Origin of the sequence: Globicatella sp. PHS-GS-PNBC-21-1553 (genome assembly GCF_033564055.1) — a bacterium.
GTDB classification, from domain to species: Bacteria; Bacillota; Bacilli; order Lactobacillales; family Aerococcaceae; genus Globicatella; species Globicatella sulfidifaciens.
In genome coordinates this window covers 339198-354701 of the sequence record NZ_CP085470.1, presented here as the reverse complement: position 1 = coordinate 354701, position 15504 = coordinate 339198, and the positions used below count along the sequence as shown (strand labels likewise).

13 protein-coding genes are annotated in these 15504 nt (G+C 34.9%); 12 read left to right on the top strand and 1 reads right to left on the bottom strand.

Features of this window, described 5'->3' with window-relative positions; translation table 11 throughout:
* Window positions 1–64 precede the first annotated feature (64 nt).
* From pnp to LB888_RS01650, 12 genes are all read left to right on the top strand, one after another.
* The gene (pnp, locus tag LB888_RS12115) at window positions 65–1351 is read left to right on the top strand and encodes a polyribonucleotide nucleotidyltransferase (protein WP_412928145.1); all 1287 of its coding nucleotides are present in this window, start codon (window positions 65–67) and stop codon (window positions 1349–1351) included.
* A 934-nt stretch (window positions 1352–2285) separates the two neighbouring features.
* Window positions 2286–2867 carry a TetR/AcrR family transcriptional regulator gene (locus LB888_RS01700; RefSeq protein WP_318753360.1) on the top strand — a complete coding sequence of 194 codons (582 nt, stop codon included), beginning with the start codon at window positions 2286–2288 and terminating at the stop codon, window positions 2865–2867.
* Window positions 2864–3931: a DUF2871 domain-containing protein gene (locus tag LB888_RS01695; protein ID WP_318753359.1), complete on the top strand. Its 1068-nt coding sequence runs from the start codon at window positions 2864–2866 to the stop codon at window positions 3929–3931. The genes LB888_RS01700 and LB888_RS01695 overlap by 4 nt, the downstream gene beginning before the upstream one ends.
* A 375-nt stretch (window positions 3932–4306) precedes the next feature.
* Window positions 4307–5245 (top strand): FAD:protein FMN transferase, encoded by a 939-nt coding sequence (locus tag LB888_RS01690; protein ID WP_318753358.1) that lies wholly within the window; start codon window positions 4307–4309, stop codon window positions 5243–5245.
* A 165-nt stretch (window positions 5246–5410) separates the two neighbouring features.
* The gene (locus LB888_RS01685; protein ID WP_318753357.1) at window positions 5411–6070 is read left to right on the top strand and encodes a Crp/Fnr family transcriptional regulator; all 660 of its coding nucleotides are present in this window, start codon (window positions 5411–5413) and stop codon (window positions 6068–6070) included.
* 298 nt (window positions 6071–6368) lie between these two features.
* Window positions 6369–6971 carry an NADPH-dependent FMN reductase gene (locus LB888_RS01680; protein ID WP_318753356.1) on the top strand — a complete coding sequence of 201 codons (603 nt, stop codon included), beginning with the start codon at window positions 6369–6371 and terminating at the stop codon, window positions 6969–6971.
* An 18-nt stretch (window positions 6972–6989) separates the two neighbouring features.
* Window positions 6990–8267 (top strand): NAD(P)H-dependent oxidoreductase, encoded by a 1278-nt coding sequence (locus tag LB888_RS01675; protein WP_318753355.1) that lies wholly within the window; start codon window positions 6990–6992, stop codon window positions 8265–8267.
* Between the two features lie 397 nt (window positions 8268–8664).
* Window positions 8665–8835 carry a hypothetical protein gene (locus tag LB888_RS01670; protein WP_318753354.1) on the top strand — a complete coding sequence of 57 codons (171 nt, stop codon included), beginning with the start codon at window positions 8665–8667 and terminating at the stop codon, window positions 8833–8835.
* Window positions 8836–8941: 106 nt separating this feature from the next.
* Window positions 8942–9124, top strand: a complete 183-nt coding sequence (locus LB888_RS01665; protein ID WP_318753353.1) for a hypothetical protein — start codon at window positions 8942–8944, stop codon at window positions 9122–9124.
* A gap of 495 nt (window positions 9125–9619) precedes the next feature.
* On the top strand, window positions 9620–10285 hold the full coding sequence (locus tag LB888_RS01660; RefSeq protein WP_318753352.1) for an ATP-binding cassette domain-containing protein: 666 nt from the start codon (window positions 9620–9622) through the stop codon (window positions 10283–10285).
* The gene (locus LB888_RS01655; RefSeq protein WP_318753351.1) at window positions 10278–11060 is read left to right on the top strand and encodes an ABC transporter permease; all 783 of its coding nucleotides are present in this window, start codon (window positions 10278–10280) and stop codon (window positions 11058–11060) included. The genes LB888_RS01660 and LB888_RS01655 overlap by 8 nt, the downstream gene beginning before the upstream one ends.
* A 599-nt stretch (window positions 11061–11659) precedes the next feature.
* Window positions 11660–13504 (top strand): heavy metal translocating P-type ATPase, encoded by a 1845-nt coding sequence (locus LB888_RS01650; RefSeq protein ID WP_318753350.1) that lies wholly within the window; start codon window positions 11660–11662, stop codon window positions 13502–13504.
* Window positions 13505–13961: 457 nt separating this feature from the next.
* Here the strand turns inward: LB888_RS01650 and LB888_RS01645 are convergent, their stop codons facing one another.
* Window positions 13962–15227 (bottom strand): general stress protein, encoded by a 1266-nt coding sequence (locus tag LB888_RS01645; RefSeq protein WP_318753349.1) that lies wholly within the window; start codon window positions 15225–15227, stop codon window positions 13962–13964.
* Window positions 15228–15504 lie beyond the last annotated feature (277 nt).

Sequence of the window (15504 nt, the reverse complement as noted above, 5' to 3'; positions counted from 1 at the left end):
ATATTATGGTAGCGGCTATCCAAACCGAAGAGAAAAAGCGCGCGAAGCAGCGGTTGAAGCTGTTATGGAAGCAGCCCAAGAATTTTTCAATGATGAATTAGGGGATGCTGCTGATAAAGAAGAATTATTAAAAGACGTCAAAACAGCGTTACATGATTTAGAAAAAGATGAAGTACGTCGTTTAATTACGAAGGAACGTGTACGTCCGGATGGTCGTAAGATTGACGAGATTCGTCCATTAAGTTCATCCGTTGGGTTATTACCGCGTACCCATGGTTCTGGTTTATTTACCCGTGGGCAAACGCAAGCATTATCTGTTGCGACTTTAGCACCTTTGGGTGAACATCAAGTGATTGATGGTTTAGGAGCAGAAGATATGAAACGCTTCATCCATCATTATAATTTCCCTAACTTTTCAGTCGGTGAAACAGGACGTACGGGGAGTCCAGGGCGTCGTGAAATTGGACATGGTGCTTTAGGTGAGCGTGCATTAAAAGAAGTGATTCCTTCTGTTGAAGATTTTCCTTATATGATTCGTGTTGTGTCAGAAGTGTTAGAATCGAATGGTTCATCTTCTCAAGCATCAATCTGTGCGGGAACTTTAGCATTAATGGATGCTGGGGTACCAATTAAAGCGCCAGTAGCTGGGATTGCGATGGGATTAGTGATGGAAGGCGAAGACTATACGGTCTTAACCGATATCCAAGGTTTAGAAGATCATTTAGGAGATATGGACTTTAAAGTGGCGGGTACTGCCAAAGGTATTACGGCTTTACAAATGGATATTAAAATCCAAGGGATTACGGAAGCTATTTTAACAGAAGCTTTAGAGCAAGCGAAAAAGGCGCGTGCTGAAATTCTAGATGAATTAATTAGTACTTTAGCTGAGCCACGTAAGGAATTAAGTCCGTATGCACCGAAGATTGAATTAATCACAATTGATCCTGACAAGATTAAGGTAGTCATTGGTCGTGGTGGTGAAACCATCAACGGCATTATTGATGCGACTGGTGTTAAGATTGATATTGATCAGTCGGGTGCCATCAGTGTGGCGTCATCTGATGCTGAAATGATTCAAAAAGCAATTGATATGATTAATGCATTAGTTAAAGAAGTTGAAGTGGGTGAGACTTACGAAGGGATTGTCCGTCGTATTGAAAAATTCGGTGCTTTCGTAGAAGTGTTACCTGGTAAAGACGGTTTACTTCATATTTCAGAATTAGAGCATCGTCGTGTGAACAATGTGGAAGATGTCTTAAAAGTGGGCGATACGGTTCAAGTGAAAGTAATTGAAATTGACGATAAGGGTCGTATCAATTTATCGCGTAAGGCATTACTACCTAAAGATTAATCGAATAGTCAATGATTTGAATGCTGGATTGTCCGTGTGGATGGTCCAGTTTTTTGTTTTGTTGGTAAGGATGATAGTTGGTTAAAGGATGTTGCGGAGTGAATAATTTTCGCTTATGAGTCATTATTAAAGTGTAATGGTGTTTTTCATAATTCGTTAGTAGATTGTTATTAAAGAGCAATGGCACCGTCTTTCTGTTCACTTCGTGGAACATACAGACTTAAATTCTTGAGGTTTTCTAATTCACTGAAGTGAAAAGAAAACTCATGCAGAATTTATGCTTAACATTGCTAATAACAATCTACTAACTTATTATTATGCTTAGCGTTGCTATAATGACTCATAAACTAACTGTTAATCATTCATAAAAAAGGGAAAGAGAAAGAGAGGGATTTAAGCGGGTGAAATTTTCCTCACGAAAAATTTCTGCTGATGCTTTTCACCTAGGGAAAGGTAATATGTAGATTGCGGTTATATTAGACTTTAGCCGAATGTCATCGGGTCCGACTAGTATAGCTAGCGTCAGTTGATTGTATGTTGCGCTGGTTTAAAAAGTTCGTGCTAGTCTAAAATCAGCGTTTTCGCTTATCTTAATACCTACTGGTTGGTCGCTGTGGTAATGCTGTAGCTCTCCTAATATTCTTCATTAGGCCGGACAAAACTTTAAAAATTCCGTTTGAATCCTTTTTTTATTTTATAGCGCAGTGGTTGAATGAAATCAAACTGCGTCTAAAAGTCTTGTTTGATACCTACTCCCATTCCATTTTAAAGTGACTCCACTAAGTAAAGCAAGGGGCTTTTATCCTTTCCTCTAGGCTATTTTCTTTGAGCATTCCGGTCGGTAGTCTTGATTAATCTTGACAATGTGACACGGTGTCACTTATAATAAATTCAAGCAGAGTGACACTGTGTCATTTTTATAGAAAGTGAGGTGATGGTGGTGCCGAAAGCAACATTTTACAATTTGTCAGCGGACAAACAAGCTAAGATTTTGTCAGTTTTGAAGACTGAATTTTCATCAAAGCCTTTTAGTGAGGTTACGGTGAAGACAATTATTGAGCAATTGGGGATGGCACGGGGCAGTTTTTATCAATATTTTGAGGATTTAGAAGATAGTTATTTTTATGTGCTTGATCAAGAGACTGAAGATATTCATTTAAAATTTTTAGAGTGTCTTACAGAACAGGCTGGCGATCTTCATGCAGCATTGCAGAATTTTGGTCAGGCGATGAGTCAGTTTGTATTCGATCAGGATAAGTATGATTTGTATTATTATCGCTACTTACATTGGACGGATGCTTTGTCGAGCGATTGGCATCAAAAGAAACGTTCATATTACCAATCTTTCTATGCGAAATTAAATGGGCTAGACTTGGATTTAGAAGTGATGCAATATGTAAAAGTGGTCGTTCATGGATTGATTGAGCGTATTTTTCGGGATAATTTATCTCAGGAACAGTTTTTATCTATATATCAACAACAAATGGAATGGATTGAAAAGGGGATTAAGGAATGAATTTTGGCGAGAGTTTATTTGATATCGCTTATTTAGTAATAGTAGTAGCCTTAGGTGTAAGGTTATTATTAGAAAATAAAGCGGGTGCTAAATTATTTGGTTTAATGGCTATTATTTTAGGGGTAGGGGATAGTTTTCATCTACTGCCACGAGTTATTTCACATTTGAGTCCAGGAGGATTTGAAGCTCATACTGCTGCTTTATCATGGGGACAGTTTGTGACGAGTATTACGATGACACTATTTTATGTGCTTTATTTTTATTTCTACCGTCGTCAAAGTGGTGATGATTCCTCAACTAAAAGGTGGCTTGTTTACGGATTAGCAGCCTTAAGAATTATTTTGGTAGCTTTACCACAAAATCAATGGGGAACGGCTGAAGGCAATTATTTATTCGGTATTTTACGAAATATTCCGTTCTTAATTTTAGGCATCTTACTTATTTATTGGTCTTACCAACAACGAGATAAAGAGGGCCTTAAACATATGTGGCTACTTATTTTATTAAGTTTTGCTTTTTATCTACCAGTAGTTTTATTAAGTGATAGTATCCCAGCAATTGGTGCCTTAATGTTACCGAAAACAATTTGTTATTTACTAATTGTGATTTTAGGCTATCGTTACTTTAAGGGAAGTTTTACAGCGCAAGATGTTTTAGGAATGTCCTTTACATTTTTAGTGATGGGATTAGTTGCCGGCGTCTTTTATCGCGAGTTTACTAAAATGAACAACTTTGTCGGCGATACACGCTTAAGTGTGTTACATACGCACACATTAGTACTTGGATTTGTGGTATTATTAATCTTTTATCTACTAATTAGAAATTACTCCTCGGATCGTGTATTAGGTATTAAAAAATCATATTTAATCTATATTAGCGGGTTAACCTTTACTTTAGTCATGATGGTTTTCATTGGCATCTATCAAATTACCGCTCAAGGACAAGATTTAATTAATATTAAAGCAATCGAAGGGATGTCTGGTTTAGGTCACATTATTTTAGCAGTCGGTATGACGAAATTACTGGTGAAAATATATCGTTTAGAAAATATCCAAATTAAATAATATTTACAGGTTTTGCCCTTGTTATGTCCCTGTGGGAATTAGCTCATGCCTATCATTAGGTATGGGCTTTTTATTTGCATTAGGCGCTACAGTATTGTTAAGGGGAGGAGTTTTTAATATGGAGAAAAATATAGTTATCAACCAGGTTGAAATATTTTTATGAACATTGGCTTATACAACCCCAAGTGTTTGTAATTTATTGGTACTATAACTTTATGAAAGATTGCAGAAGAGCCATTAGTTTGTCTCGTAATTAAATGACTTTGAATCCTACTTTTTAGTATTAATAATGATATTGATAAAACTTCACTTGAGGAAACGCTTATAAAAGTCTACAATAGACTTAGTTGATTATGTAAAAGTTAGGAGCATACTATGAAATTCAGCAGTAGAAAAATTCGTTTAATGGGAACTATTATCGAAATTAAAATTTTACATCACGATGCTGAATCGATTTTGGATGAAGCGGAGTCATTATTACACCAATATAATATGCGTTTTAGTGCCAATGATAGTCGTTCCGAGTTGATGCAAATTAACTTAAATGCCGGTGTGCAACCTGTTATGGTCCATCCTGAATTATTTGAGCTAATTGAATTAGGTTTATCACATAGTTTGGCTCCTGGAAGTCATTTGAATATCTTGATGGGACCAGTGGTTCAATTATGGCGTATTGGCTTTGATGATGCGCAATTGCCGACCGATACAGAGATTATGAAGCAATTAGCTTTGACCAATCCTAAAAAGGTTCAGTTAAATAAATGGGATTATTCGGTTTATTTAATGGAACCTGGTATGAAAATCGATTTAGGAGCCATTGCGAAAGGGTATATCGCCGATAAAGTTTGTGCGATGTTAAAAGATCGAGGTGTTATGTCAGGTTTTATCAATTTAGGGGGTAATGTCTTAACCTTTGGCCCAGCGGTGCATCACGCTGATCAATTATGGGTGATTGGAATTCAAAATCCTCAGAAAGCTCGTGGCGAAAATATTGCGCTTTTAAAAATAGCAGAAGAGTCCGTTGTAACATCAGGAGTTTATGAACGGGTGCTTGAATTGAATGGACAGCGGTACCATCATATTTTCGATCCGAAGACAGGGTATCCGATGGCAACTAATATCGACAGTATTACGATTGTTTCTAAAAAATCCGTCGACTGTGAGATCTGGACGACCCGTTTATTTGGGAAAGATATTCAAATGATTATGAACGAAGTAGCACAGCATCCTGAATTAGAGGTAATTGTGATTACTAATGAAAATGAAGTGTTTTGTTCAAAGGGATTACACAATCGTCTGTTTATCAATAATTAGAAAATTTTTAATTGATTTTCAAGGGGTATTGATAAATCAAATAGATAGTACCAACGCTATTTAAATTAATGGTTTAGAGCGACAAATTTGATAAAAATTTAGTCTTAATAATCGAAAGGAGGTTTTAGTATCATTAAATCTAAGTGTTTAACAGAACATCATTGTATGCTGCAAGTCCCAATCTTTAATCATTTAGAAGCAGACTCGTTAGCGCTGATTCACCAAAAGATTCATGCTGTTGAGTTTAAAAAAGGCGAGTATTTGTTTCGTGCTGAGGAGTCTACTAATACTTTATACATTATTCAAAGTGGCGCTGTTCGTTTGTTTCATCTTTTAGAATCTGGAAAGGAACAGCTAATTCGAATTTTGAAACCGGGTGATTTTATTGGAGAATGGAGCTTGTTTTCACAAGATAGGCAATATGAGGACTATGCGTATGCTTTGGTTGATACTAAGGTATGTCAACTTTATGCTGATGATTTTAAAGAGGTTCTTTTAAGTTATCCGGCCGTATCATTAAAAATTTTGGAAGAAATGTCGCGTCGTTTACAAGCTTCAGAAAAGATGACCTCACGCGTAGCGAACGAGTCTGTTGGTACACGACTCGTCAATTATTTATTAGGGCAGCTACCTGGTCAAGCATCTGATGCTCATCTTATCAACTTGGAACTATCAAGAAAAGAGTTAGCCGCTTTTTTGGGGACCACACCTGAAACGATTAGTCGAAAATTTAAAGAATTGGAAACTTTAAATATCATTGAATCTTTATCTCCAAGAAAGATTAAAATTATTAATTTCGACGGCTTACTACAATATGAAAATTAGTAGCTTGACACTATACTAAGTGATTAGGAAAATCTGATGTTTTTTTAAAAAAACATCAGATTTTCATTTGTGAATATATAATTTCAATGTTAAAATAAAATTAATTTATAGATGAAGAATGTTCAAAAGACTAAGAAAATATTAGTGAATTTGTAATATCGATTAAAGCCTAGAACATCGGATTTTTTATAGTTGATGTGCTCTCTTCTTGGAATGTTTTTATTAAAAGTTACAAACTTAGGTATTGTTAGATTTTGGCAAGAGGAATCAAATATTAACAAAATGAGGTGTATAAAAAGTGAAACTGATTGGAATTGTTGGTACGAATTCAATTAAGTCTACTAATAGACAATTATTGGAATTTATACAGAAAAAATTTAGTGATAAAGCAGAAATTGAATTAATTGAGATTTATGAATTTCCAGTTTTTAATAAACCCGTTGATAAAACGGTTCCAGAAGCAGTGCAAAAAGCAGCTGATAAAATTGAATCTGCTGATGGAGTGATTATTTCGACTCCTGAGTATGATCATTCTTGTCCTGCTGTTTTGATGAATGCAATTGCTTGGTTGTCTTATGGTATTTATCCATTATTAAATAAACCTATAATGATTACTGGAGCATCATATGGGACATTAGGATCTTCAAGAGCTCAAAGTCAATTAAGACAAATATTAGATGCCCCTGAAGTAAAAGCACGTGTGCTACCAAGTTCAGAATTTTTATTAGGAAATTCTCTTCAAGCTTTTGATGAAGAAGGTAATTTGAAGGACGAGAAATTAGTAAATGATCTAGAACAAATTTTTGCAGATTTTACACTATTTATCGAATTTACTGCACAATTAGTTGAAGCTAAAAAGGCAATGGAGGAACAAGTTAAAAACTTTTCTTGGGAAAAATAAGTAAAGGAGCGATGTTAAGTGAAATTGATTGGAATTGTAGGTTCAAATGCCGAAATATCTTATAACCGTAAGTTATTACAATTTATACAGAAAGAATTTAAAGATTTATTCGAGTTAGAACTATTGGAAATAAAAGATGTTCCAATGTTTAATCAAGATTTTGATCAGTCAGATAGTTTTGCTGTTCAGTATATTTATAATAAATTAATTCGTTGCGATGGTGTGATTATTGCAACACCTGAACATAATCATACCATCCCAGCGGCTTTAAAAAGCACCTTAGAGTGGTTATCATTTAAATTACACCCATTCAAAAATAAACCGGTCATGATAATGGGGGCTTCGTATTTGGAGCAAGGTACATCACGTGCTCAAGTACATTTACGAAAAATTTTAGATGCACCAGGTGTTCAGGCATATGTTTTACCAGGAAATGAGTTTTTATTAGGTAAAGCAAAAGAAGCATTTGATGATATGGGAAATATTAAAAGTGCTGGGACAGTTACTTTTTTAAGAACTTGTTTGGAAAATTTTGTTAAATATATTGAGGTTATTAAACCTTTACAAGAACCACTACCGACACAACCTGAAGATTTATTTTGTAATAACCCAATCGAAACAACTATCACTGAAGTTGACCCTGATGATCCAGAGTGGGTGGAGAAGGCTGCTGAAGTAGTTGGAGCAGCAGAGGGAAATGATTATGTACGTTTAGACCATGGGGTGCTAACTGTTAATCAATTAGACCGATTCTTACGAGCTTTACCATTTGAAGTCACATTTGCGGATGAAAATAATCAATTCTTATATTATAATCATGCGCAAAATGCTAATACAATGATGGCGCCGCGTATACCGTCTCAATCAGGAAATCGTTTAGGAACCGTTCATCCTCCACGCACATATAAAAATGTGGAATATTTAATTGCGAATTTACGCGCCGGTAATCAAGACTATTTTAGAACCATAGTTCCGGGAACGGGCAAAGATATTATCAATGTGCATCATTATGAAGCCATACATCATGCTGATGGATCGTATGCTGGTATTAATGAAGTAGTCTTTAATTTTAAACCGTGGTTAGACTGGTATTTAAATGAGACTGGACAAAAATTAGTCAGTGCAACAAGTGAAGTGGCGACATCAGTCGATGCAACGAGTGGTGCTTCATCTAAAGGTCATACAGATGTCAGCCCTGAAGCAGATGCAACGAGTGGTGCTTCTGCTCAAGAAGCTAAATCAGCCAATACAACTATCACTGCAGTCGATGCATCTAGTGGTGCTTCAGAAAAATAGATGACCTGTTTGATAGAGATATTAGTCAATCATTCGAAAGTTAACTTAATTAGTTGTCGATAATTCTATCATAGATTAAAGGTGATTTAATAAGTCCAAGGAATTTTTATCAATTATTCTTTGGACTTTTAAATTATTTTCAAACCTTAAAGAATGCTATATAAACTCTCCTTAAAGTAGACAGTTGGAATGACACACTACTTTAGGGAGAGATTTTTTTATCAATTATAAATTTTCGTTGCGGTTAATAGGAGATAGTAGGGACGAAATAATAAATAAGAATTTGATTTTTTTACTTTGCATTTTACTGAATGAGTATAATAATGGACAAATCTTGATGTAGGCCAATTTTTTTAATCAATTCTTAAGATATACTTTGATTGTAAGTGGGTAAAAAATGAAAAGATGGTTTTTTAATCACAAAAATACGCTTATGTTGTTTCAATTATTACTCATAATTCTTGCTTTTAGTAACCATTGGCTTTTCAAAATGAGTGTGGTCACTGATTTTAGTTTTTTAGTCGCAGGGGTTTTGGGAGTTGTTCCATTATTAATTCAAGCAAATTAAAATTTAATTTTGAAGAGACAGTAGTTAATATGGAGATAATTAAAGAAAAAATTGAAGCGATAGGTTACCAGATATCAGAATCAAATAAAAATAAGGAGCAATCGTCATGTCACAATTAAGTATTTTCCTATTAGATAATGAAAAACAAATGAATTCATACATCCAAGCAATTTCCAAAGTGCATGTAAAAAATCATCCAGAAGTAATAGAAATCCAAAATTTATACCAAAATATTTTGGGGAATAATAAAAAAGGCCGATGGAAGTTTCTTATGAATTTAGACGATTAGATGAGATTACCAATCACTTTTCCACCCCAAAAGATGTATGCCAAACCTATGATGCGGTGATTGAATTTCTAAAAGAAGCATTTGATTTACATAATGAGTTAGTAGGTTATATTATCAAATAATCAATAGGTGGGATAGACAACATTGTTTAGTTGGGGTTTAGTATAAAGGATGTCATGCGAGTTGATAGTCGATAAGGTTAATTATTATATTATTGATTGCTTACCAAATTACACTTCATAAAACGTCTAATTAAATTCAAGAGTTAGTACAATTTAATAATATTGGCGCTTCAATTATATTGATACTGCAGATTCTTGCGATCGTTATCTCGCTTAGTTAAAGGAAACGGTAAAATTAACTTCTTATAATCAATTGGCTTGACTTATAGTCGGTAAAAGTATTTAATAGAGTGTATAGGGTTATTTAGAACTGTTATAATTAAAATGGTTTATAACTCACAACTTTAGAATATTAGATGTAAGGAAGGTTTTTATGACAACGATTATTAAAGTCGATAATTTGTCGATTGCTAATGAAAGGCAAGCAATTATCAATCAGTTATCATTTGAAATACAACAAGGAGAATTTGTTTCCATTACGGGTCAATCAGGTAGTGGTAAGAGTACAGTCTTAAAGTTTTTGGCTCAATTAAATGACCCAACTTTGAAAGTGAGTGGCAGTTATCAATTATTAGGAAAAGATGTCAATGACTACTCACCGATTGAATTGCGTCAAATTGTTTCTTATTTTTATCAAACACCGAGTTTATTCGGTGATACGGTCCGTGATAATTTAGCTTTTCCTTACGAAATTCGTCATGAAGAATTTGATGAACAACGTGCGATTGAAATGTTAAACAATGTGGATTTATCGCAAAGTTTTTTAGATAAAAATATTAAATCTTTATCTGGAGGCGAACGTCAACGTGTTGCCTTGATTCGTAATTTAATGTATCCTTCGAAAGTCCTGTTATTAGATGAGATTTCGAGTGCATTAGATTTTAATACGCGTCAAATTATTTGGTCATGGCTTGAAAGATATCATCAAGAGCATGGTGCTACTATCTTAATGGTCAGTCATTTAGATGAAGAGCATGAAATGACAGACCGTAAAATTGAAATTGTGAAATTAGCGGAAGGAAGTGATGTTAATGAGTAATAATTTACAAGCATCACCATTTTCATTAGTCTTAGCTTTTGTCTTTGTGTTAATGGCGATTGGTATTTCATATCGTGAGAAATTAAAATTAGAAAAAGAAATTGTCTGGGCCGTTATTCGAATGATTGTTCAATTAGTAGCCGTAGCTTATGTTTTAGGTTATGTCTTTGAAATGGACAATTTTTGGTTAACGTCAGGTATGATCTTAGTAATTGTGATTAATGCCTCCATCAATGCCGCTAATCGTGGTAAAGGATTAAATCAACCTTTATTGGTTTCCTTTATTGCATTAGCTTCGACGACTGTTTTAACATTGTCTATCTTAGTTCTGTCTGGAAACTTAAAATTTATCCCGTCACAAATGATTCCGGTTACCGGGATGATTGTCGGGAACTCGATGAAATCAGTCGGGTTAGTTTACTCAAATTTATTCCAATTATATAAAGATCAAGAACAAGCGGTTTTAGAGAAAATTTCTTTAGGCGCCAATCCTTATCAAGCGTCGCATAATGTCATTCAATTGACGATTAAAAATGGGATTCAACCAACAGTCGATGGGATTAAAACGACTGGTATCGTGAGTTTACCTGGGATGATGTCAGGGTTAATGTTAGCGGGTGTCGATCCTTTAAAAGCGATTGTCTATCAAATTATGGTGATGTTTATGATTATTGGGGGGACTTCCTTTGCGATGATCATTGCGACGTATTTGTCTTATCGCTCATTCTTTAATGATCGTTATCAATTAAACACTCGCTTAAAAGAAATACAATAATAGAAGTAAGACCTAGAGATTAGCTTGAAGCATTTTTCAGGTCATATGTGCAATAAATGCGAGAGTGGGGTTATATAAGCCAATTAAATTTTAGCCGTTTTTTATTAATGAAAGCGTTGGGATTGAGTGGCCTCAAACTGCGTCTTAAAGAGGTTAGACAGCAACTTGCAAATCTATGTACAGTTACTGCACTAATAAAAAACGCAGTGGTTGAGTGGCCTCAAACAAGTCGAAAGACGTAGTTTGAGGCCTACTCATCTGTGCGAGGGTAGGCCGACGAAGCGAAAATTATTCGATTTTCTACTTCTGGTCTACTCCCTTGGCTCTTATCTATATCGACTTAACCTTTTTTTGGTGGCAGTGGTAGTGTAATGATTATATTCGCTACTGCTAGCCACTTTTTTTGCGGAATCTTTTTGTGTATGGGTTTCTTAATCGTTATCTTTACAATGATTATAATTATTCTAAATAAAAACGTTTACACACCTTGAATTGTTGTTCGAATTTATTTATAATGAATATAAATAAGGAATTATTTTTTATTATTTAATTGTCGTAAAGATATGGTCGGTTTTGATTAAATGAAAGGTTGAGGAACGATGTTTAAATTTTTAACCAGCTCGATGCAAGGGCGTTTTCTAATATTTGGTGTAATTGCTTTAGTATTAGGTTTTATTACGATGGGGATGAACCCAGTATTAAGTAAAATCTTTTTCTATATTTCAATCTTTTTCTTAGGTTTTTTTGCTACTAAACATGCGATAACAGATACTATTAATGATAGGAAATTAAATGTTGACTTATTAATGGTGCTAGCAGCTTTAGGTGCCTGTTTAATTAATTATGAATCTGAAGGGGCATTATTATTATTAATTTTCGCTATCTCAGGTTTGATGGAAGAATATGCCGATGGGCGTTCAACTCGTGCCATCGAAGAGTTAATGTCACAAGTTCCAAAAACAGCGCAATTATTATTACCTAATGGGGAAACTAAAGAAGTATCGGTTGATGAGTTAAATTTAGGAGATACGATTGTAGTGGCAAAAGGGGCTCAAGTGCCCATTGATGGCAAAATCGATCGTGAATCTAATTTCAATGAGGCTGCTTTAACAGGTGAATCGGTGCCGGTTAGTAAAGTAGTAGGGGACGATGTGTTTGCGGGTACTATTAACTTAGGTGACTCTATTCAGATGGAAGTAACCAAATTATCACATGAAACTGTGTTCTCTAATATTATTCATATGGTTGAAGAGGCCGAACGTCGTCCGTCTAATATATCTAAATTTATTGATCGTATTGAAAATAAATATGTGATTGCGGTCTTAATCGCAGTGCCGATTTTCATATTGATTTTAATGTATGGAAGAGGTTTAACTTTCCAAGAATCGTTTTATCGAGGAATGGTGTTCTTAACGGTTGCGAGTCCATGTGCTTTGGTCGCTTCAGCAACACCGGCTACGTTAGCGGCAATTTCAAATGGTGCTAGAAATGGTATTTTATTCAAGGGTGGAGCCGCAATGGAAGCTCTATCTACAATGGATATGTTATTTTCTGATAAAACGGGTACGTTAACATATGGTAAATTTGAGGTGGTTGAAGCACAATTACCCGAAGAAGTCATTGCAGAAGTTGTTTATATGGAACAGTCTTCTTCGCATCCAATTGCCAAAGCGATTGTGAAGCATTTTAGTAATATTTCGTTAGAATCGGTCGATCAAGCGATACCAGTAAAAGAAATTTCTGGATCAGGGCTGGAAAAAGGTTCGATTCGTTTAGGTAAACCAAGTGACTTTATGGATTATGCTGACCCTAATCATTATTTAGAAGCACTACAAGCAGGTTTAACGGCGGTTATGGTAGCGCAAGGTAACGAAGTTGTGGGATACATTACTTTAGCGGATAAAATTCGTGAAGAATCGAAAAATGCAGTAGCTAATTTTAGCGATGAAGGCATTGATGTGGTCTTATTAACAGGGGACAATGAGCAAGTTGCGTCTTTAGTTGCTGATGAGATTGGAATTGAACATTATAAAGCAAGCTTATTGCCAGAAGATAAGATTCAATATGTCTTTGAAGAGCAAGAGAAAGAACATGTTGTCGGTATGATTGGTGATGGGATTAATGATGCGCCGGCATTAGCCAATGCTAATATTGGGATTGCGATGGGGTCCGGTTCGTCAGTCGCCATGGAATCTTCTGACGTCGTCATTGTTAAAAATGATTTGTCAAAATTATTTTATAGCTTTAAACTAAGTCAAAAATTAAACAAATTAATCTTACAAAATGTTATTTTTGCTATAGGGGTGATTATTACTTTAATCATCTTAAATATCATCGGTATTTTACCTTTACCTTTAGCGGTCGTTTTCCATGAGGGCTCCACGATTTTGGTTATTTTAAATGGCTTACGATTATTAATGGATAAGCCGAATGAAAATAAATGAAGTATTGAATCAAAAAGTATAATTCCAAACTAAAATTAATACAACATTGTCAATACTTCATATAAAATAAGACGAGTTATACGCGGAAGGAATTACTTCTAATGCGTTTAACTCGTCTATTGTTTTCATAATATGGGTGCGACTATTGAGTTGATTTCATCTATATGATGAGTGTAACTTTTATGTCATCTATCGTAAAATCTAAAATAGGATTGGAAATTTGATACAAACGTGAATAGGTTTTATAAAATATGATAAAATTATCGAACTTTATTTTAACTCAATAACCAGGTCATCGTCACACGATGTGATTCTTTCTACACCCATATTAGTGAATCATAAAGTTATATAGCACTATGCCTCTTCATTAGTTAGAGTTGAAGGCATAGTCGATGCTGAACCACTATCACTTGAATAACAAGTTTCAGGTTAATCATCTAGAAGATTCGCTTTTCGATCAAGAATCGAAACGACGATAATCTGTTTCATCGGGTTCAGGTGGGAAAGTATCTTTTTCTAATTGGTCGCTATAACGTTCAAGGACAGAATCAGATTGTTGGATTCCTTTCTCAACTTGATTAGCTTGATATTCGGTCATATTTTGGTTCATTCGTCCTAAATAAGGATCATTGGCTGGTCGTTCAGCTGCATCAATCATCGGATCTTCAATGGGTGGATCAACGACTTCGCGATAGGAAGTATCAGTTGGACCATCTATTGGATTAGCATGCTGTTGCTTATACATTGTTTCATTTGACTGGGGTGCATCATCAATCGGATTATTTATCGGCGACTGATGGGCATCTTTATCTTGAGAATAAGCTTTAAACTCACGTTGATCATCTTGTAAATTCGTAGGATCAATGACACTTTCATCTTCAATCATTTCACGCGTTGGTTCACCACCAGGATACTCTTCCAATTTCAATGAATCATTGTCATGATTAAATTCATTTGGTTGATGATTAACTAATTCAGCGGATTGCCTTTCTGCACGCTCCGCTTTAACTTTTTCGTGCATGAGGGCTTCTTTGGAAAAATCAGTTTTACCGGTTGAGGGTTGTTTAAAGGCATCAGCCTCTTTTTGAGAATGATTGAATGCATTATCAGTACCAGCATGTGCTTTAAAGTTAGTTAAATCATTGGCCGAATCAGATAACTTATCTTTGGTTGAGTCGCTTATAGGGTCATCTGTTGTATCGCTTAAGATGTCTTTTTTACGATAGACGCCTTTCATGCCAGCAGTGCGACTCGTATCGACTTTTCTACCGTAGGCCCGCTTAGGTAATTCACCTTCTTCGGATGGAAGCCATTCAGAGTTTGATGTTATTTCTTCTGGTGAATGACCATCTTTGTCATCAGTATCAACTTGGTCCAAGTTAATTGGACGCGCTTGATTTAATAAGGCTTCTTCTACTAAGACGACAATACTACCGTCCGCCACTAGTTCTTGGTATTCTTGTAATTGTTCTTCTTGATTGACTTCATTGTCATCGTCTTCATTAAGTGGGTTAATCATATTAATAATTTTTTGCCACCAACTATCAGACGCTTCATTAGAGTCGACTTCTAAGACATCAACACCTAAATCTAACAAATTATCATATTGACTATTTGTTGCGATAGCCATGTCACTAGAATTAATACCACGATTTTTTAACTCGTCGATTGCTTGTGCAGCTTGTTCATACGTCTCATACGTTCCGTAAATGAATTTTGTCATTTTAATCGCTCCTTCATTTGTATTGGCAATATTACTACTTTTCTTGGCTATTAAGACTAAAGTAATCCTAGACTGACACATACATATAATCATTTAGCAAAAGTTAACTTTTTGCCGGCTAGAGCTAACCATTAATCAATTATCATGTTTCTAATTGATAATTAAATCGTATCAACAAAATTTTTAAAAGTAAAACGAAACGCTTACCGTAATTTAGAAATAAGTTTATCTTGAAAACAATTTGAGAGGGTTAGTAATTGATTTTATCACGTTTTCA